This window comes from Stenotrophomonas sp. YJH_SMC_4 (genome assembly GCF_059371575.1).
In genome coordinates, this window is record NZ_JCAFUR010000012.1 from 28,439 (window position 1) to 47,394 (window position 18,956).

The window sequence follows — 18,956 nt, forward strand, 5'->3', positions numbered from 1 at the left end:
GGCGCTACGGCGAACCAGGGCCCTCGCGCGGGGGCGTACATTCTGCCGTGCCGGGCACGGGCTGGTAACGCTGGTAGGCGGTCTGCGCATCCATGCCGAGCAGATCGCCGTTGCCGAACTGGCGCAGCACAAGGGTTTCGCCGTTCTGCTGCAGGTGGATGGCGCCGTTCTGCAGGCGGGCCCGGGTGCCATCGCCGAAGTCGAGCCTGTCGATCACGCCTCCATCGGCCTGGTAGCGGCCGCAGGGCACCTGCTGGGCCGGGACGAGGCGCAGGTCAGCGCCGGGACCGCGCAGCGGTGCGATGCGTTCGCAGGCGCTGGTGCGGCCGGCATCGCAGACCACCTGCAGCGCCTGCACCGCCAATGCGGGCTCCAGCGCGATCAGCTGCTGTGCGGCTACTTCGACGCAGAAGCGGCCACCACGTTGCTGCAGGCACAACTGCTGCAGGCGATCGCGTGCAGCGGCCGGAAGCGGTGAATCCGGCATGTCTTCGTCTTCCTGTTGCAGGCGTTCACCGACCTTCTGCATGGCGGCGGCCAGCGCATCGCCGGTCAGCGTCTCGCAGGCCTGTGGGTCATGGCCGGGCGTGTGTTCGCGGCAGATGGGCGGGCGTTCGAAGCGCGCGGGGCTGGTGTCATCGCTGCCGACTACAGTTGTTCCATCGCGAAGCTGGCGCAGCAGCGCCGAGCAGCCCGCGCCAACGCCTTCGCTGCACGCACGCTGGGCCTGGCCGGGTGAGGCCGTGGGCAGCCGTGCAACGCAGTGGCTGCCGGCGGCGCGGCAGCTGCCGTCCATCGCGCTGGGCTCGCTGGCGCAGGTGCGGGACTGGCGCAGGGTGTAGAGCACCACCCCGTCGTGCTCGATGCGCTGCCCATCGGCGCTGATCCGGATCGGCTGCGCCACGCCATCGTCGAGCATGACCAACCGCGTCTGTGCCGCACCGCGATCAACCCACAGCGGCTGCGGCTCGCTGCCATCATCGTGGTGGTAGCCGCTGCCGGGAGTGGTGAACACCAGCGCCATGCCGCCATCGGCGCTGCGGTATTCGCCACATTGCAGCGCATCGGCGCCGGCAGGCAGCGCAGTCAACAGCAGCAATGCGGGGAGAAGGGTCGAAAAGCGCAAGCGACGGTCCTTGTCGTGCGGGAAAGGGGGTGGCTCAGTGGAAGCGCGAGCGGATGTCCGGCCGCAACAGGCGCCAGGCCAGCCAGCCCTGCAGGCCGAGGAGCACCAATGACATGGCCACCACGGTCAGCGTGATCAACCAGCGTTTCAGATGGAGTTCCTGCTGCAGGACGGCGTCGTCGGAGAGAAACGGGATGACATCACGCATGAACACGTCCAACCAGCCGGCGATCGCAAAGTTGGCCAATGCGCTCAGCAGCAGGATCACCACAAAGCTCCACAGGCCCCAGCTGCGCTCGCGCAGCAGGCCCCAGCTGGCCAGCGTCGAGGCCAGGCACAGCAGCGCGGCAATCATCGACGCGGCCACCGGATGCGCCAACAGCCAGGTCAGGCTGTGCAGGTGCTGGTCTTGTACTTCCCTCTCAACCAGATGCCAGATCGGAAGGTTGTGCAGCGGCCACAGCAGCAGCCCCTGCATCACGAAGTACACCGTGAGCAGCAGCGACAGCCAGAACGAAGCGTGTGCGATCGGGCGCACCCAGGCGTGATAGGTCGGCTGGACCAGCGAGGGAATCGGCGGGATCGACATTGACATCCGGTGTCCTTGCAATCGGTGCCCGCGCGATCAGCGGGCCGTCACCCGGGTGGCGACGGCCGGCAGGATATGGTGTTCGCTCAACGGTGCCAAGGGCTGGCCATGCGGCGGCTGCAGTGGCACCCAGGCCAGTTCGGCGATCTCGGCACATGCCTGTGGCGTGCCGTCCACCCGCACCCACCAGGCCTGTGCCTGCACCCGATGGCCGGGTTCGTTCACCGCCCAATCCTCGAAGGTGCCCAGCGCGATGGCGGTATCGGCGCACAACTGCACACCGAGTTCTTCGTCCAGTTCGCGGGCCAGCGCCTGCAGCGGCGCTTCGCCGGGTTCGGGCTTGCCGCCCGGTTGGATGAAGCGGCTGGCGCCGTGCTTGCGTACCACCAGCGCCCGGCCGCGGTCATCCAGGATGACCGCGGCCACGATGTGGATCGTGGCCGCGGCGTTGCTCACTTCAGGTTCTGCTCGAACAGCTTGAGGATGCGCTTGTACTGGTCCAGCCAGGAATCGGCGCGCACATAGCCGTGGCGCTCCAGCGGGTACGGTGCGATCGACCAGTTGTCCTTGTGCAGTTCGAGCAGGCGCTGGGTGAGGTTCACCGAGTCCTGGAAGAACACGTTGTCATCCATCATGCCGTGGGCGATCAGCAGGTTGTCCTGCAGGTTCTGCGCGTATTCGATCGGCGAGGACACGCGGTACGCCTCCGGATCGATGTCCGGGGTATTGAGGATGTTGCTGGTATAGCCGTGGTTGTACTGGTGCCAATCCACCACCGGGCGCAGCGCGGCGCCGGCCTTGAACGTGCCCGGCGAGCGGAACAGGGCCATGAAGGTCATGAAGCCGCCGTAGGAACCACCGTAGATGCCGGCATGGTCGCGGTCACCCTGCTGGGTGTCGACCAGCCAGTCCAGGCCGTCCTTGTAGTCTTCCAGTTCCGGGTGGCCCATGTTGCGGTAGATCGCCGTACGCCAGTCGCGGCCGTAGCCCTCGCTGCCGCGGTAATCCATGTCCAGCACGATGTAGCCCTTCTGCACCAGCAGGTTGTGGAACATCTGCTCGCGGAAGTAGGCCGGGTAGCGCTGGTGCACGTTCTGCAGGTAGCCGGCGCCGTGCACGAACATCACGATCGGGTACTTCTTCCCCGGTTCCTTGTTTTCGGGCTCGTAGTACTTGGCCCAGACCACGCCGGCGCCATGCTTGGACGGCACCGCCACCAGCTTCGGCTGGATCCACTGGCGCGCTTTGAACTCGGCAGTGCGGGTGTCGGTCAGCACGCGGGCCTGGCCTGCGCCGGTGCTCGGTACCACGGCCAGCTGCGCCGGCAGGTAGGCGCCGGAGTAGCGCACCAGCAGCTGCTGGCCGTCCGGCGACAGCGAGAAGTCTTCCACGCCGTTGAGGCTGGTCAGCTCGCGCACTTGGCGGCTGCCGGTGTCGACCGCGCAGACTTCGTAGTCATGCGGCGCCTGCTGGTTGCACAGGAAGTAGAAACCCTTGCCGTCGGCCGACAGCACCGGCGCCGAGGTTTCCCACTTGCCGCTGGTCAGCGCCTGCGGCTTGCCCGTACCGGACTGGGTATACAGGTGCGAGAAGCCCGATTCCTCCGACAGCAGCCACAGCGTGCGGCCATCGGCCATCCAGCCGAAATCATTGAAGCCCCAGTTGATCCAGGCGTTGTCGGTCAGGCGATGGCGGTTCTGCACGCGGCCGTCGGCGGCGTTGACGCTGATGATCCAGCGGTCCTTGTTGTCGTTGGCACGCAGCATCACCGCGGCCTGCTGGCCATCGGGGCTCCAGCGGATGCCACCGCCCATGAAGTCGCTCATCACCTGCAGGCTGCGCTCGCCCTTCAGCGCGTCCTTGCCGGCCTTGCGGCGCAGCTCGGCCAGCGGATCGGTGCTGATGCCCGGCAGGCCGGCCAGCGAAACCTTCTCGGCCTTGCCGGTGCGCACGTCCACGTACCACAGCGTGTGCGGCTCGAAGCCGTTACGGCCGACGCGGGTGCGGGTGTCCTCGGTTTCCTCGTAGCCCGACTCGGTCACGTACAGCGGCATCTTGCCGCCACGGCCGTCATCGAAGTCCTTCGGCTTGGTCACCACGACCAGGTGGGTCAGGTCAGGCGACAGCACGCTGTCGGCGATCTCCACGTCGGCGCCCAGGTACACCGGGCCCGGCGCGCGGGTCGGGTCAGCCTGGCGCCAGCGCTGGTCCTGGTCCTTCAGTGCTTCGCGCTGGTCACGGTCGCGGCGAAGGGTTTCCAGCGTGCGCAGCTGCTGGTCGCGCAGCACGTCGGCCTTCGGCGGTGTACGCGGATCCTTTTCGGCCTTCAGGCTGGCCACCTGCTGCACGCCGCTGGCGGCGGCCCAGTGGAACCAGTTCTGGCCGACGCGCCAGATCACGCCATTGTCGGCGGCAAAGTTCACGTTGCCCGCGCGCTCGTTGCTGCGGGTCAGCTGCGTCAGCGCGCCGCTGCGCAGGTCGCGCACGAACACGTCGCCATTGCGCACGAAGGCGCTGCGGCTGCGGCTGCGGTCGTAGACCGGCTCGGCCACGTCCAGGGTGCCGCGCTGGTCATCGGCCACCTGCGCGGCCACGCCACCGGCCACCGGCTGGCGGAAGGTATCGCGCACCGGGCTGCCGTTGCGCTTGAGCTGGTACTCCACCTGCTGGCTGTTCCACGACCACCAGGCCTTCTCGACCGGCGGGCCGATCCAGTCCGGGTCGGCCATGGCCTGTTCGATGGTGATCGGCGTCGGCGCGGCATGCGCGGCCGGTGCGGCCAGCACGGCCGACAGCAGGAGGGACAGGGGCAGCACTCGGGACATGGGCGGACGGCACCAGTAGAGGAAAACCGGCCAAGCGTAGCAGCCGCAAGGGCCGGGGGCAGGGGCCACAGGTCATGGCAGCGGGATTGGCAAAGTAGTGCAACCGCTGGCCGGCCTCGCGCATCCATTCTCCTGAACCCGCATCATCCACCGAACAGGAGCCCGACCATGCAGGAACTGATCCCGATCACCCTCTTCATCTGCATCGCCTACGCGATCCACGCCATTGCCGATGCCCGCGCGCGTAGCAAGCTGGTGGCCCCGCACGTGCCCGAGGAAGTGATCCGCTCGCTGGCCGTGCTGGAAGAAGAGCGCCGCCGCCAGGGCGCGCTGCGCTGGGGCATCAGCCTGGTCTGCCTGGCGCTGGCCATGGCCCTGCTGGAAGCGATGGGTGCCCGTGACCTGACCTTCGGCGCCGCCGCCGCACTGGTCGGCAGCGCCGGCCTCGGCCAGCTGCTGGCCTGGCACTTCACCCGTCCCGCCGTCCGCAAGGGCTGAGCCGGAACATGCCACGGGCACAGGGGGCGCCCCGTAGATGAGCCTGTTCGGCGAGGCATTGTCGGCACTGCGGGGCCGTCGCCGTCACGATGCAGCGGCGACGGCGGCACCCGCCGCACCGCTGGACGCGGACCAAGCCCTGGTGCGAGCCATCATCGATGGCTCGCAGTCGGCCTTCGCGCAGCTGGTTGAAGCCCACCAGCGCACCTGCGCGCATGTGATCGGACGCATGGTGGGCGACCGCGACCAGGTGGCTGACCTGCTGCAGGAAACCTTCCTGGCCGTGTTCCGCCAGCTGTACCGGTTCCGCTTTGAATCTTCGTTGCGTACCTGGGTTTCGCGGGTGGCCTACACCACTGCACTACAGCACCTGCGCCGGCGGCGGCTGGAGGCGCAATGGATGGTGGCGGTGGAGGTGCCGGAGGAACTGGGGATCGGCGATGAAGGCCCCGGGCCCGCCGAGTTGAGCGAGGCGCTGCAGGCCGGGCGCCAGCTCGGCGTGGCACTGGAACGGCTGAGCGCGCCGCAGCGCCTGATCGTCGGCCTGCACTACCTGGAGGATTTCGATCTGGCCGAAATCGAGCAGGTGACCGGGCTGGCGCGCGGTACCATCAAGAGCCACCTTCACCGTGCGCGCCAGGTCCTGAAGCAGGAACTGACGCGGCGTGCCGCCGCCGGAGAACTGCTGTGAACCGACCGACCGACCCTCGCGATGCGGAAGAGCGCGCGCTGGCGCAGGCGTTGCGTGAGCAGGTGCAGCGGGAAGAAACGCCGGATGTGAGTGAGGCGCTGCAGAAGCGCATTGCCGCTGAGTCGCGCGACAGTGGCGTGGGCTATGTGGTGGTGCAGGTGCTGTTGTTTGGCGCGCTGTTGGCTGCAGCGGCCTGGTACTTCTGGAATTAATCGATTGTCAGTCGTATCCGGCGTGAATTTTCCTCCGCCATTCCCAATGTCGCTGATTCGGTGAATCCCCCGTATCCGACGGATTGCGTCATCTCCAGACGCTACGAAAAGATCCCCGCACTGAGGATAGTTGCAAAGGATTCTGCTGCTATTGATGTCGATGACTCTGCTGGAAAAGTCTAAATCGTCAGCAATCGCTGACGCTGGCCAGGAGTCGCGCAAGCTCACGGCCATATCCAGCAGTATCAACTTCAAAGGAGCTGAATAATGTCGAAGATCTGCAAGTCCGTGCTTCTTCCTCCGGCACTCATTGCAATGCTTGGTCTATCCGGAATCGCATCTGCGTCGCAGGAAAGTGCGTCCAACGATCTCACGCAGATCCAGAACGCCTCTGTGCTGGACATCACTCTCGTCAGTGCGGCGGGGTTGCAAGAAGGAACCGCCGACAACGAGATCGCGGGTGTTCAATGTACCAACTACTCAAGCGGTGGTACCCACTGCGGTCACTACTCGTCAGGTGATGCAGAAGATCTCCAGCTTGCGCACGTAGTTCCTGACGCCCAGAAGTTCAACGTCTAAGAACGCGGACGGTCGCCCACGGGGGTGGCCGTCCGTCACCAAGGAGAGGTTGATGAGAACTTCCATAGAGGATCTCAGGAGAGCAATTGAAGATCCATGCAGAACGGTTGACGTTTGCTCGGTGCTGCTGGACGCATGGTTTGAAATGACTCCGCGTCGTTTGGGCGAGGATCTTTCAAAATTCAGAGATGAGCGGCTTGAGAATCAAGAGCGTGTTGAGGATTTTGAAAGAACATTCAAGCAGTTGGATCCAGCGGCGAGAAGAAGGTTGCTTGGCTCCCCGTGGGTTTCTGGATTCATGGATGATCCACATGGAGTCTCCCATGAAGATGCAGATGGAAGGCCTGTCACGACCATCGAAGCGCTTCAGCTCGCCGCAATGGCGGAGTGTCCAGTTGCTCCCATCCATAGCGAAATGGGCGAACGTCACCAAGGGAAGGGAGTTGAAAGCCCCCTTGGGGAGTGGGTGCTCAGGCGGCATGAATCCGGATTAGAGAAGGTCGAGCGCGCAAAGGTGGGAGATGTGATCGCTCTGGACGTGGATAGTGGGCTGGCGCGTCGACACGAGCCAGAGAGCGGAACCTTCTGCAATCCATTCCTGAGCATCTCATCAGAAGAGCTTGCCGTAATCCAAGAGAAGCTGGAAGCAGCCATAAGGCTGGTGGACGAAGCCACTCCACATCTGGGTCTCCTGATTCGAACATTCACAAGGCGTGTGTTCGTGAGGAAGTCGATCGAGTGGGGTGATCAGGCCTCACCTCTGAATCTTGGATCCGAGTATCGGCCGATTCATGCAGGTTGTATCCGAATCCTCAATGTCCACAGGCCGGAAATGACCGTGGATATTTGTGCAGAGGCAATTCTTCATGAGTCCATCCACTCGTACCTCTCCGCCTATGAAGAGGTGCATGGGAAGTTCATGTCAGGTGCAATCAGAGTTCGCCCGGTTTCGCCATGGTCAGGTAACTTCATTCCGAACCATTCACTGGCGCACGCGGTCTTTGTCTACTACGCCATCCATCATCTTCTCGGCAGGTTGGTTGGCCTCGGTGCTGGGATTGGAGAAGAGGCAGGGAGGAGAATGAAGCGACGACTGATGCAAGTGGCAGGAGGATTCTTCATCGAACGGAAGATATCGACGCTATTTGTACTGGAGTCCCCACCTTCGATGCAGCTGATGGCGGTCGTGGATGAAATTCAGGATGAGATCAGGGACAAGTACAGTCAGAAAGTGCTAAGGGATACGCTGGAGAGCGTCGCATGAAGATTCCAACCATTGTCATCCATTCCGATCCGGAGGACGTCGTCGCAGCCGTGCTGAGAGATGTCCAGGGTGTAAGTGTGATCCATCTGGATGAGCTGACTCGAAGTTGGTGCGTTCAGGAGGCTGAGATCATTGAACCTGTAGTGGAAAAATCGATTCCTAACATGTGGTCCGCCTATATCATCAACAGAGTCTTCGATCTCTCTTGCACCGAGATTGGAAAGCGTCTTCGTGCGTTCGGGCTGCATGAGAACTGGGCACACACGGCTTTGGGTTCGGTTCTGTCGCGAGCGCACGCACTGGCACACGGAATTGGCCCTCGCGGAGTGAGTAGATCACTTCTCCCCTTGAATGTGCAGTGGAAGCTTCTTTCCGAGCGTATCCCAGACGTCAGAACGCCACGGTTCGCTTTTGGGTTCGGTCATCGAATGCCTGATATGTCGCGTCTGGAAAAATCCGTACAGAAGTCAGTCTGGTCCTACTTCCGGTGGAATGGTGATTCTGATGTCGCAGAAGGGGAGCAGCAGTGGCATCCGTTCTTCGTCGAACAGCCGCAAGGCATCCCAATAGTATGTAGTTATCACGGAGAAGCGTTCGCATTGAGTTTCCCAAGGGGGCGACCCAAGGTGGATCTTGGGGATTTTCCAGCCCTTGTTCATGCATGCCGGGAGCTTTTCGACAGCAGGATGGGCGAGATCTTGGTGTACCAAGAGGACGAAAGCCTCACCTTCTGCGCCTGCAGTCCATACATGGCTGGAATAGGTGAGCTGAAAGAAGGAGAGCAACTTCTTCTACGGGGAGTTCCGTCGAGTTGAAGTTGAGGGCTCTGCAAAAGCCAAGGAGGGTACGTGCACGGTTATTACATCAGGATGTCGTTGATCCGATTCAAGCAACGGATCGGCACTCATCTGGCAATCGCTCTCATGCTGGGTGCGGGGGTGGGGATCACGACCGTGATGCTCTCCATTGTTCTCCAGGCATCGTCGGATCCCGCGCCAGGCCGGAGCTCCGCATTGTTCCGCCCGTACCTTGATGCGCGTCCAGATGCTCTGCGCAGTGGTTCCCCGGATCCGGGACAGGCACTGACCTGGCCGGATGCGAAGGCGCTTCTGGGCCAGGGGAGGTCGTGGAAGCAGGCCGCCATGGCGGGCGGGGCGGTGACGCTCTCCCGGCCGGGAGCCGCCAGCGCAAGGCTGCGTGCGAGGTTCGCAACGTCCGAAGTGTTCAGTGTTCTTGGCATTGCTGTTGTTGAAGGGCGCGCATGGACCGCCGAGGAGGGGCATGCTGCGAGTCGTATAGTGGTCCTGTCGCGTGCGCTCGCCGAGCGCGAGTGTGCGCAGGACTGTGTTGGTCATCGGTTGGAACTGGGCAGGCGCACCTACACTGTTGTGGGTGTCGCGGAGGACTGGCATCCGGTGCCGATGTTTCAGGGAGATCTCACACGGCGGCCGTTTGTGGAACCTGACGAGATCTACCTGCCGGTTGAGACCGCAATCGCGGACAGGCTGACTGTTGTGGACGGGACGGCGATCTGGGGGGGTGACCAGGACACGGACCCTGCAGGAGCCAACGTGTCATGGCTTCAATTGTGGGCGTGGCTGCCCACCGCGGATGATGTCGCCGCCTACCGGGCGAATCTGGATGCCTATGCACAGACAAAGGGCCTTCGGATCGAACCAGGCACCCAGCAGGTGGCACTCTGGCCGTTGATGGAGTGGCTGGACAGGCTGGGATTGGTTCCGGAGCGGGCCAGGATGCAGCTTCGGCTGTCACTGATCCTTCTCGGTGTGTGCATCGTCAACGCGGCGGCGCTGCTGAGCTTCAGTCTGGGGCGCCGTCGGCGGGAGCTCGCGATACGACGTGCACTGGGAGCGCGACGTCGGGACGTGTTCATCCAGCTCATGTGGGAATCCATCGCGGCGGGAGCCGCAAGCAGTGTGCTCGCTGTCGTCACCTACACGCTGGGAATCCGGGTGGTTGCTGCGGGAGACGTTCTGCCCAGCGCGATAACGGCGATGCATGCTGGGGCAATGCTGATGGCCGCTGGCCTGGGAGTCGTCACGACGTTGCTCTGTTCATTGGTCCCGTCGTTTGAAATCTGCAGGGTCAGCTCCCTGTCGAGTGCCTTCGCGAAGGGGGCTGCCTGAAATGTTCGACTCGATGAGGGAGACCCGACGACATTTGGGAAGCGCCGCACTGCTTGCAGTGCAGGCAGCGCTTGCAAGCCTGGCATGTGCGTTCGCACTGCAATCTGCGCTGGACAGCTTCGCCAGATTGAACGCCGGGAGCATCCGGGAGGCAGCATCGATTGGTGTGGTCAGAGTCTCTGATGTCGAAGACGGCGCGGATGCGGCAGTGCTGCGGGCAGACCTGTCCGCGATCCGGCTGCCCGGTGTTCAGAACACGGTTGTGAGCGACGCTGTTCCGTTCGGGGGAAGAGCCCATCGATACGGCGTATGCACCAGTGAGTCGGCCATGGTGCATTCGATGAACGCGGGCACGGCAGACGTTGCTGGATGTGATCGCGTTCCCGTTGTAACTGCAAGCTCTGGCTTGCTGGCGATGCTGGGCGCGGGAATCGTCATGGGGCGCGATGCCATGGAGGAGGACATGGTTGAAGGCGCTCCGGTGGTGCTGATCAGTGAATCGCTGGCTGCCCATCTGTTCGGAACGGAGAATGCTGTTGGCCGCCACCTGTATTTCGGCCCCGGCAGCAGCCGGGTCATCGTGGGCGTATTTGCGTCTGTTGCTGGACCGGCGCCAGGCGGCAATGAGCGGGACTCGCAGTGGGTGCTGCTCCCGGGCCTTCCCATGGGCGCCAGTCGCTATCATCTGGCGAAGTGGAAGTCGGAGGTTGATCGCTCATCGCTTGATCGCACCGCCGATGCGCTGCAGCGGCCTTATCGGATCATGCATCCAGCCGGTGTCGAGACGCTGGCGGGTTATCGCGACGCCTACGTCAAAGCTGATCGCTTCGCTACGACCGTGCTCGCGGTCATGACCGCCGTTGTTCTCGGTGTGCTGATGGCCGGCGTTTCTGGAGTTGTGGGCGCGTGGCTTGATCAGCGCCGGCACTCCATTGGGGTTCGACGGACATTGGGTGCTCGCGGATCCGTGATCTTTGCCGAAATCATGTTCGAGGTTTCACTGTTCACCACGCTGGGCACCCTGCTCGGCGCGTTGTCGTTGCAGTGGGTAGGGTCGCCGCAGGACGGCATCACCGGTTCACCGTGGTTCTCGATATCGAGCGCTGTCGTGCTGGTGATGGCGGCCTGCTTGACTGCACTGGTACCCCGGGCCCTGCGAATCGCCAAGGAGCCGCCCTTGACCCTGCTGAAGCCCCTGTAGCCCATTCATCCTGTCACCCAGCTTCACCTGCGACAAAGTGAAGCAGCGCGTCACCCGGTCGCATCCCGTCTTAACGAAATCCTCCTAAAGTGGTCCGGTATCCCACCGGTCACAGGCAGGAGGCGTCCCTTGGACGCGTTGTTGTTGTCCCGGATCCAGTTCGGATTCGTCATCAGTTTCCATGTGCTGTTCCCCGCCTTCACCATTGGCACGGCCAGCTGGCTGGCCTTCATCGAATGGCGCTGGCTGCGCACGAAGTTGCCCGTGTGGCGCGAGCTGTATTTCTTCTGGCAGAAGATCTTCGCGGTGTCGTTCGGCATGGGCGTGGTCAGCGGCATCGTCATGGCCTTCCAGTTCGGAACCAACTGGCCACGGCTGAGCGAGGTGGCCGGCACGGTCATCGGCCCGCTGCTGACCTACGAAGTGCTGACCGCGTTCTTCCTGGAAGCCAGCTTCCTCGGCGTGATGATGTTCGGCTGGGGCCGCGTCTCGCCGCGCCTGCATTTCCTGTCCACCTGCATGGTGGCGCTGGGCACGCTGTTCTCCACGTTCTGGATCCTGTCGTCCAACAGCTGGCTGCATACGCCGGCCGGCTACGAGATGGTCAACGGCGTGGTGCATCCGGTGGACTGGTGGCAGGTGGTGTTCAATCCTTCGTTCCCGTACCGGCTGGCGCACATGGCGCTGGGTTCGTTCATCACCACCTGTTTCGTGATCGGTGGCGTCGGCGCGTGGTACCTGCGCAAGGGCACGCACGTGGAAGCGGGCCGGCGCATGTTGATCGCAGCGGTGGCGTTCGCGGCACTGACCGTGCCGGTGCAGATTTTCGTCGGCGACATGCATGGCCTGAACACGCTCAAGCACCAGCCGATGAAGATCGCGGCGATGGAAGCGCACTGGCATGAAACCAAGGAGGGCGAGGGCGTACCGCTGGTGGTGTTCGCGCTGCCGAACGAGAAGGAAGAGCGCAATGATTTCGAAGTTGCCATTCCGAAGCTGGGCAGCGTGATCCTCACCCACAGCCTGGACGGCACCTTCGACCCGCTCACTTCGGTACCGTCCAGCGAGCGGCCGCCGGTGACGCCGGTGTTCTTCGCCTTCCGGATCATGGTCGGGCTGGGCACGCTGATGCTGCTGCTGGCCTGGGTGTCGGCGTTCCAGTTGTGGCGCAGGAAGCTGCTGGATTCGCCGTGGCTGCTGCGCGGCTGGAACTGGATGCTGCCCAGCGGCTTCATCGCGCTGCTGTCCGGGTGGTTCGTCACCGAGATGGGCCGCCAGCCGTGGGTGGTGTATGGCGTGCTGCGCACTGCTGATGCGGTCGGCCCGCAGAGCGCGTGGATGACCGCGCTGTCGCTGGGTGTCTACGTGGTCGGCTACGCCTTCGTGTTCGGCTGGGGCATCTGGTACCTGGTGAAGATCCTGCGCCACGGACCGCGGCCACATGATGATGGGCCGTCGCTGGACCACGGCAGCCACACCCCGGCACGCCCGCTGTCGGCGGCAGACGAACCGCTGGAGGAGCGCTGACATGGACCTGATGACCTGGCTGCCGGTGGCGTGGTTCGCGGTGATCGGCTTCGGCGTGCTGATGTACGTGGTGCTGGACGGTTTCGTGCTCGGCATCGGCATCCTCGCCCCGTTCGCCGAGGACGAGGAACAGTTGGACCTGATGATGAACACCGCCGCGCCGATCTGGGACGGCAACGAGACCTGGCTGGTGCTGGGTGGCGCCGGCCTGCTGGCGGCGTTCCCGAAGGCCTATGCGGTGCTGCTGTCGGCGCTGTACCTGCCGGTGCTGCTGCTGGTGGTGGCGCTGGTGTTCCGCGGCGTGGCGTTCGAGTTCCGCTTCAAGGCGCATCGATCGCGCCGGCTGTGGAGCGTGGCGTTCGGCCTCGGTTCGCTGCTGGCCACGTTTGCCCAGGGCGTGATACTCGGCACCCTGGTGCAGGGCATCCCGCTGGTGGACGGTGTCTATCAGGGCGGGCCGTTCGCCTGGTTCAGCCCGTTCGCGATGCTGACCGGTGCTGCGCTGGTGGCCGGCTATGCACTGCTGGGCAGCACCTGGCTGATCCTGAAGACCGAAGGCCGCGTGCAGGCGCTGGCACGGCAGATGACCCGGCCGCTGGTGGTGGCGGTGATCGCAGCGATGGGCCTGGTCAGCAGCTGGCTGCCGTTCCTCGATTCGCGGCTGATGGCGCGCTGGTTCAGCGACGGCAACTTCTGGTGGCTGTCGCCGGTGCCGCTGTTGACCCTGGCGGTGGCCGCCGCGCTGTGGCGCAGTGCGACCCATCCGCGCCGCGACCTGCCGCCGTTCCTGCTCAGCCTGGCGCTGTTCGTGCTTGGTTTCCTTGGCCTGGTGCTGGGCATGTGGCCGTACCTGCTGCCGCCGTCGATGACCCTGTGGCAGGCCGCCGCGCCGGCCTCCTCGCTGGGCTTCACCCTGGTCGGGCTGGTCATTCTGCTGCCGGTCATCCTCGGCTATACGGCGTGGTCGTACCGGGTGTTCCGCGGCAAGGTGCACGCCGACACCGGTTACCACTGATGGGTTGAAGGCGGGGCCCGCCGGTGCCGGGCCCCGTGTTGGGGAATGTGAAACCTGCACACCCCGGGCGGGACGTGCTAGCGTGCGCTCCTTTCCGGCAGCCAGGGGGGCAGCCGGCGACGTCCTGGACGGACGCACGGCTGCAGGAATGGGGGGCCGCCGCGCGTCGCCGTAATGGCTCGTGCCTATCGTTCTCCCGTTGAAGCACCAACGCTAAATGATTGAATTCTCCATCGTCGACTGGGCCGCGTGGGCGCCCGGCCTGAGCGAGCGTAGCCAGTGGCTGGGCTGGGCCGAAGCGCCGTACCTGCCGCACGGCGGGGATACGCCGGCACTGGCAGAGGTTCCGGCAATGCAACGCCGTCGCATCGAGCGGTTGGGCCGCATGGCGATCCAGACCGCGTGCTGGTGCGAGGACGGGCAGGGGGCCGACAGCGACGTGCCGCTGGTGTTCGCCAGCCGCCATGGCGACGTCGCACGTTCGATGGACCTGCTGGGGGCGCTGGTCGGCGACCAGCCGTTGTCGCCCACCGGATTTGGCCTGTCGGTGCACAACGCGATCGCCGCGCTGTATTCAATCGCCCGCGGCCATCGCGGCAACTACCTGGCATTGGCTGCTGGCCAGGCAACGGTCGAAGCCGCGTGCCTGGAGGCCGTCGCCCTGCTTGCCGATGGCGCCCGCGAGGTACGGGTGGTGGTCTACGAGTCGCCGCTACCGGAGGTTTACGCGACGTTCGCCGACGAACCCGACCCGTTCTTCGCCTGGTGCTGGCGTTTGACCGCGCCAGCAGAGGGCCGGCCGACGCTGGCGCTGCAGTGGCAGCCGGCCGACGGCCAGGCCAGCACTGTGCCCGGCCTGCTGCCGCACGCGCTGGACCTGCATCGCTTCCTGTTGTCCGGCGCGCCAGCGCTGGAGCACGTGGCCCATGGCCAGCGCTGGCGCTGGGGCCGCCGTGAGTGAGCTGCCGCGCCGCCTCGACCACGCCTGGCGGGTGTTTGGCACCGGCCTGAGCTTTGTTGCGTTTGGCCTGGGCGGGCTGCTGCTCGGCGTCCTGGTGATGCCGGTACTGCTGCTGATGCGGGACCCGGTGGCCCGTCGCCGGCGCGCCCGGCGCGTGGTCCAGGTCGCGTTCGCCAGCCATCTGCGACTGATGCGCGGGCTGGGGGTGATGACCTACGAGATCGAGGGCGGTGAACGCCTGCAGCGTGACGGCCTGCTGGTGCTGGCCAACCACCCGACCCTGATCGACGTGGTCTGCCTGATCTCGCTGCTTCCCAACGCCGACTGCGTGGTCAAGCGGGCCGTGGCCTGCAACCCGTTCATGCGCGGTCCGGTACGGGCCGCCGGCTACATTTCCAATGACGATGGCGCCGGCCTGGTCGATGACTGCGTGGCCGCGGTGCATGCCGGCGGCACCCTGGTCATCTTCCCGGAGGGCACCCGCAGCGTGCCCGGGCAGCCGCCGCGCCTGCAGCGCGGGGCCGCCAACATCGCCGTACGGGGCCGCATCGACGTCACCCCGGTGCGGATCACCTGCAGCCCGCCAACCCTGACCAAGGGACAGAAGTGGTATCGTGTCCCCTCACGTCGCTTTCACGTTCGGCTGCAGATCGGCGAAGATATCCCGATCGCGCCTTTCTTGGCCGAAGACGACTCGCCAAGGGGGGATGCCTTGGCGGCACGCCGCGTTACCGAGCACCTTTCTCGTTATTTCGACCTGTCTGGAGAGCCGCCCCGTGCAAGCACTTGAGCACGAGATCAAGGAATTGATCATTTCCTCCCTTTCGCTGGAGGACATCACGCCGGAGGACATCGATCCGACCGCGCCGCTGTTCGTCGAGGGCCTCGGCCTGGATTCGATCGACGCGCTGGAGTTGGGCCTGGCGCTGCAGAAGAAGTACGGTGTCAGCCTCTCGGCCGATTCGGAAGAAACCCGTCGCCATTTCTCCAGCGTGCGCGCGCTCGGCGAGTTCGTCGCCGCCCGCCAGTCGTAACGGCGCCAGGAATTGCCATGACCAAGAATGAACTGTTCGAACGCATCGTCAGCATCCTGACCGACAGCTTCGAGATCGAAACCGCTCGGATCACCCCCGAGGCACGCCTGTACGACGACCTGGATATCGACAGCATCGATGCGGTCGACCTGATCGTGCAGCTCAAGCCGCTGCTGGGCCGCAATCTGCAGCCGGAAGCGTTCAAGGCCGTGCGCACCGTGCAGGACATCGTCGATGTCGTGCATGGGTTGCTGCCGGACCAGGCAGCCGCCTGACCGCAGCGCCGGCGGCTCCGCCATGGCACGCGCACGCACGGTCGTGGTGGCTGCGATCTCGCTGGCCTACCCGGTGCTGGTGTACCTGGCGATGGGCCGTTTCGAGCCACGCTGGCTGTCGCTGCTGCTGTTCACCCTGGCCTTGCTGCGTGCGCTGAGTACGCGCCAGCCGCTGTGGTGGGCCGCCGCCGCGGGAACCGGCCTGCTGGCCGTGTTGGCCACCGTGCTGAACCAGGCCCTGCCGCTGAAGCTGTATCCGGCGCTGGTCAACATGGTGATGCTGGCGGTGTTCGGCACCAGCCTGCGCTTCGGCCCGCCGCTGGTGGAACGCCTGGCGCGGTTGCAGGAGCCGGACCTGCCGGCGTTCGCGGTGGCCTATACCCGCCGCGTCACCCAGGTGTGGTGTGGCTTCTTCGTTCTCAACGGCAGCCTGGCCCTGCTGACCGCGCTTTACGCGTCGGACCGGGTCTGGATGCTCTACAACGGATTGTTGGCGTACGTGATGATGGGCGTGTTGTTTGCAGGTGAGTGGCTGGTGCGGCGTCGGGTCAAGGCAGCGCACGCGCATGGCTGAGTGGATTGCCCTGGACCGGCTGCTGGTGGACCCGCAGCCGCAGCGCAGCATCGGCGTGTGCGATGGCGAGGTGATCGACCATGCCCGCTTCCGCCAGCGGGTGCTGGCCTGGCGTGCGGCCTTTGCTGCTGCCGATGGCCGTGACTGGGCCCTGTACTTCGATGATGCGGTGGCCTTCGCTGCTGCGCTGTTCGGCGCCTGGCATGCCGGCAAGCGGGTGTTCCTGGCTGCCGACAACCTGCCGGCCACGCTGCAGGCGCTGCAGCCACAGGTGAGCGGTTTTGCCGGCGATGTTTCCGCCGACTACCGAGCGCTGGTTGCCCCCACCGTTGGCGTGGACGGCGAACTGCAGGTGCTGGACGAGCGCGCCTGCGAGCTGTGCGTGTTCACCTCCGGCAGCACGGGCCAGCCCAGTGCGATCAACAAGCGCATGGACCAGCTGGCGCGCGAGGTGGATGCGCTGCAGGCTGCGTTCGGCGCGCAGCTGGAAGGCGTGCAGGTGCATGGCACGGTGTCCCACCAGCACATCTACGGCCTGCTGTTCCGGGTGCTGTGGCCGCTGGCCGCCGGCCGCCTGATCCATCCGCGCCGGTTCTTCCACGAAGACCTGGTGGGCGCGCTGGCCGGTACCGACACGGTGCTGGTGGCGACGCCAGCCCACCTCAAGCGCCTGCCCGAGCAGCTCGACTGGGCCAGCCTGCACGGCCGCCTGCGCGCGGTGTTCTCCTCCGGTGGCCCGCTGCCCGAAGAAGCCGCACGCCAGGTACGGCAATGGCTGGGCGTGGCACCGACCGAGGTTTACGGCAGCAGCGAAACCGGGGGTATCGCCTGGCGCCGCTGGGATACCGACCTGCCACCGTGGCAGCCGTTGCCGGGCGTGCAGTGGCGCATCGAGGATGGCTGCCTGGCCGTCGCCTCGGCGCATCTGGAAACCCTCGACTGGTGGCGCACCCAGGACCGCGTGGAAGCGTTGGCCGATGGCCGCTTCCGCCTGCTGGGCCGTGCCGACCGCATCGTCAAGATCGAGGAGCGCCGCGTTTCGCTGGATGCGCTGGAACGCGCGCTGCGCGAAGACACCGAAGTGGACGATGTGAGAGTACTGGTCCTGCCAGGACAGCGTGAGCAGCTGGCAGCGGTGGTGGTACCGGCCAGCCTGGCGCTGCTGGAGGGCGGTGACGCCGCGCGCCGCGCGCTGGGCCAGCGCCTTGGCGCGCGCCTGGCACAGGCGCATGACGCGGTCACCCGGCCGCGCCGCTGGCGCCTGGTGAAGGCGCTGCCGATCAATGCACAAGGTAAGGTCACCCAGGCGGCACTGGCGGCGCTGTTCCAGCCGCTCATGCCGGTGCCGGTCTGGGTTCAGCGCGATGCTGCCAGCGCTACGTTGCGCATGACCCTCGACCCGGCGCTGAGGCCGTTCCAGGGCCACTTCCCGCAGGCGGCGATCCTGCCCGGCGTGGCGCAGCTGGACTGGGCCGTGCGTTTTGGCCGCCAGGCGTTCAGCATGCCGGCCGGATTCCTGCGCATGGATGCGGTGAAGTTCCAGCACGTGGCCCGCCCGGGCGATGAGCTGACCCTGCAGCTGGACTGGGATGCCACGCGCAATGTGCTGGCCTTCCGCTACACCTCCAGCCACGGTGTGCATGCCAGCGGCAAGGTGGTTTTCGCCGATGCGGACTGACCCGGCCGTTGCCGGTGCCGCGTTCGCGCCACTGGTGGTGATTCCCGTCTATGACCACGAGCACGCCATCGCGGCGGTGGTCGACGGCGTGCAGGCCGCCGGGCTGCCGTGCCTGCTGGTCGACGATGGCTCGCATGAACCGTGCGCGACGGTGCTGCGTTCGCTGGCACAGCGCCAGGGCGTCGACCTGCTGCGCCTGGACATCAACCAGGGCAAGGGTGGGGCGATGCTGGCCGGCTTTGCCGAGGCCGCTGCGCGTGGCTACAGCCACGTGCTGCAGATCGATGCCGACGGCCAGCACGATACCGCCGACCTGCCGCGTTTCGTCGAGGCGGCGCGTACGCACCCGGGTGCGGTGATCTGCGGCATCCCGGCCTACGACGCCAGTGTTCCGAAGGCGCGCCTGTACGGACGCTACGCGACCCATATCTGGGTCTGGATCAACACGCTGTCGCTGCACCTGCGCGACACCATGTGCGGCTTCCGCGTGTATCCGCTGCCGCCGGTGCTGCGCCTGATCGGTGAAGAGACCATCGGCCGCCGCATGGATTTCGATACCGAGGTGATGGTGCGCCTGTACTGGCGACAGCTGCCGGTCGAGCACCTGGCCACGCGCGTGACCTATCCCGCCGATGGCGTGTCGCACTTCGATGTGTGGCGTGACAACGTGCGCATCAGCCGCATGCATACCCGCCTGTTCTTCGGCATGCTCTGGCGCGCGCCGCGCCTGCTGTGGCGCCGCCTGCGGGGGCAGCGCTGA

General features: G+C 65.4%; 21 protein-coding genes. 17 read left to right on the plus strand and 4 right to left on the minus strand.

Going from position 1 to position 18,956, the window contains the following annotated elements; genetic code table 11:
• Positions 1 to 4 precede the first annotated feature (4 nt).
• Genes AC5P9F_RS15620 through AC5P9F_RS15635 form a run of 4 tightly spaced genes read right to left on the minus strand, consistent with a single transcriptional unit; the run spans position 5 to position 4,540 of the window.
• Positions 5 to 1,126, minus strand: a complete 1,122-nt coding sequence (locus AC5P9F_RS15620) for a hypothetical protein (protein WP_274849966.1) — start codon at positions 1,124 to 1,126, stop codon at positions 5 to 7.
• 34 nt (positions 1,127 to 1,160) lie between these two features.
• A complete protein-coding gene (locus tag AC5P9F_RS15625; RefSeq protein WP_111118213.1) occupies positions 1,161 to 1,721 on the minus strand; it encodes a hypothetical protein in 561 nt (186 codons plus the stop codon).
• A 30-nt stretch (positions 1,722 to 1,751) separates the two neighbouring features.
• Positions 1,752 to 2,171 carry an NUDIX hydrolase gene (locus AC5P9F_RS15630; protein WP_012481609.1) on the minus strand — a complete coding sequence of 140 codons (420 nt, stop codon included), beginning with the start codon at positions 2,169 to 2,171 and terminating at the stop codon, positions 1,752 to 1,754.
• Complete coding sequence (locus tag AC5P9F_RS15635; protein WP_274849965.1) at positions 2,168 to 4,540, minus strand: S9 family peptidase; 2,373 nt, start codon at positions 4,538 to 4,540, stop codon at positions 2,168 to 2,170. The genes AC5P9F_RS15630 and AC5P9F_RS15635 overlap by 4 nt, the downstream gene beginning before the upstream one ends.
• A gap of 168 nt (positions 4,541 to 4,708) precedes the next feature.
• Here AC5P9F_RS15635 and AC5P9F_RS15640 point away from each other — a divergent pair, with 168 nt between their 5' ends.
• The 17 genes from AC5P9F_RS15640 (at position 4,709) to AC5P9F_RS15720 (ending at position 18,956) form a co-directional block, all read left to right on the plus strand.
• Positions 4,709 to 5,038, plus strand: coding sequence for a hypothetical protein (locus AC5P9F_RS15640; RefSeq protein ID WP_043034435.1), 330 nt, complete (start codon positions 4,709 to 4,711; stop codon positions 5,036 to 5,038).
• Positions 5,039 to 5,075: 37 nt separating this feature from the next.
• Positions 5,076 to 5,729 carry an RNA polymerase sigma factor gene (locus AC5P9F_RS15645; protein ID WP_227415481.1) on the plus strand — a complete coding sequence of 218 codons (654 nt, stop codon included), beginning with the start codon at positions 5,076 to 5,078 and terminating at the stop codon, positions 5,727 to 5,729.
• Positions 5,726 to 5,941, plus strand: a complete 216-nt coding sequence (locus AC5P9F_RS15650; RefSeq protein WP_049459623.1) for a hypothetical protein — start codon at positions 5,726 to 5,728, stop codon at positions 5,939 to 5,941. Before AC5P9F_RS15645 ends, AC5P9F_RS15650 begins: the two co-directional genes overlap by 4 nt.
• Before the next feature lie 267 nt (positions 5,942 to 6,208).
• Positions 6,209 to 6,520 carry a hypothetical protein gene (locus AC5P9F_RS15655; protein ID WP_049470453.1) on the plus strand — a complete coding sequence of 104 codons (312 nt, stop codon included), beginning with the start codon at positions 6,209 to 6,211 and terminating at the stop codon, positions 6,518 to 6,520.
• Positions 6,521 to 6,572: 52 nt separating this feature from the next.
• On the plus strand, positions 6,573 to 7,784 hold the full coding sequence (locus tag AC5P9F_RS15660) for a hypothetical protein (protein ID WP_133050209.1): 1,212 nt from the start codon (positions 6,573 to 6,575) through the stop codon (positions 7,782 to 7,784).
• Complete coding sequence (locus tag AC5P9F_RS15665) at positions 7,781 to 8,599, plus strand: hypothetical protein (protein WP_274849964.1); 819 nt, start codon at positions 7,781 to 7,783, stop codon at positions 8,597 to 8,599. The genes AC5P9F_RS15660 and AC5P9F_RS15665 overlap by 4 nt, the downstream gene beginning before the upstream one ends.
• A 33-nt stretch (positions 8,600 to 8,632) precedes the next feature.
• Positions 8,633 to 9,931, plus strand: coding sequence for an ABC transporter permease (locus AC5P9F_RS15670; RefSeq protein ID WP_105609270.1), 1,299 nt, complete (start codon positions 8,633 to 8,635; stop codon positions 9,929 to 9,931).
• A gap of 1 nt (position 9,932) precedes the next feature.
• On the plus strand, positions 9,933 to 11,132 hold the full coding sequence (locus AC5P9F_RS15675; protein WP_133050211.1) for an ABC transporter permease: 1,200 nt from the start codon (positions 9,933 to 9,935) through the stop codon (positions 11,130 to 11,132).
• A 129-nt stretch (positions 11,133 to 11,261) separates the two neighbouring features.
• Positions 11,262 to 12,659, plus strand: coding sequence for a cytochrome ubiquinol oxidase subunit I (locus tag AC5P9F_RS15680; protein ID WP_024957719.1), 1,398 nt, complete (start codon positions 11,262 to 11,264; stop codon positions 12,657 to 12,659).
• A gap of 1 nt (position 12,660) precedes the next feature.
• Complete coding sequence (cydB, locus tag AC5P9F_RS15685) at positions 12,661 to 13,674, plus strand: cytochrome d ubiquinol oxidase subunit II (RefSeq protein ID WP_005414876.1); 1,014 nt, start codon at positions 12,661 to 12,663, stop codon at positions 13,672 to 13,674.
• A 217-nt stretch (positions 13,675 to 13,891) separates the two neighbouring features.
• A complete protein-coding gene (locus AC5P9F_RS15690; RefSeq protein WP_005411612.1) occupies positions 13,892 to 14,635 on the plus strand; it encodes a beta-ketoacyl synthase chain length factor in 744 nt (247 codons plus the stop codon).
• Positions 14,628 to 15,425: a lysophospholipid acyltransferase family protein gene (locus AC5P9F_RS15695; protein WP_005414875.1), complete on the plus strand. Its 798-nt coding sequence runs from the start codon at positions 14,628 to 14,630 to the stop codon at positions 15,423 to 15,425. The genes AC5P9F_RS15690 and AC5P9F_RS15695 overlap by 8 nt, the downstream gene beginning before the upstream one ends.
• On the plus strand, positions 15,412 to 15,669 hold the full coding sequence (locus tag AC5P9F_RS15700) for a phosphopantetheine-binding protein (RefSeq protein WP_005411610.1): 258 nt from the start codon (positions 15,412 to 15,414) through the stop codon (positions 15,667 to 15,669). The genes AC5P9F_RS15695 and AC5P9F_RS15700 overlap by 14 nt, the downstream gene beginning before the upstream one ends.
• A gap of 17 nt (positions 15,670 to 15,686) precedes the next feature.
• Positions 15,687 to 15,944, plus strand: a complete 258-nt coding sequence (locus AC5P9F_RS15705) for an acyl carrier protein (RefSeq protein ID WP_005411609.1) — start codon at positions 15,687 to 15,689, stop codon at positions 15,942 to 15,944.
• A gap of 22 nt (positions 15,945 to 15,966) precedes the next feature.
• Positions 15,967 to 16,518 carry a COG4648 family protein gene (locus AC5P9F_RS15710; protein ID WP_005414874.1) on the plus strand — a complete coding sequence of 184 codons (552 nt, stop codon included), beginning with the start codon at positions 15,967 to 15,969 and terminating at the stop codon, positions 16,516 to 16,518.
• Positions 16,511 to 18,196 (plus strand): ApeI family dehydratase, encoded by a 1,686-nt coding sequence (locus AC5P9F_RS15715; RefSeq protein WP_005411607.1) that lies wholly within the window; start codon positions 16,511 to 16,513, stop codon positions 18,194 to 18,196. Before AC5P9F_RS15710 ends, AC5P9F_RS15715 begins: the two co-directional genes overlap by 8 nt.
• Entirely contained in the window at positions 18,186 to 18,956 is a 771-nt protein-coding gene (locus AC5P9F_RS15720; RefSeq protein ID WP_495231996.1) for a glycosyltransferase family 2 protein, read from the plus strand. Before AC5P9F_RS15715 ends, AC5P9F_RS15720 begins: the two co-directional genes overlap by 11 nt.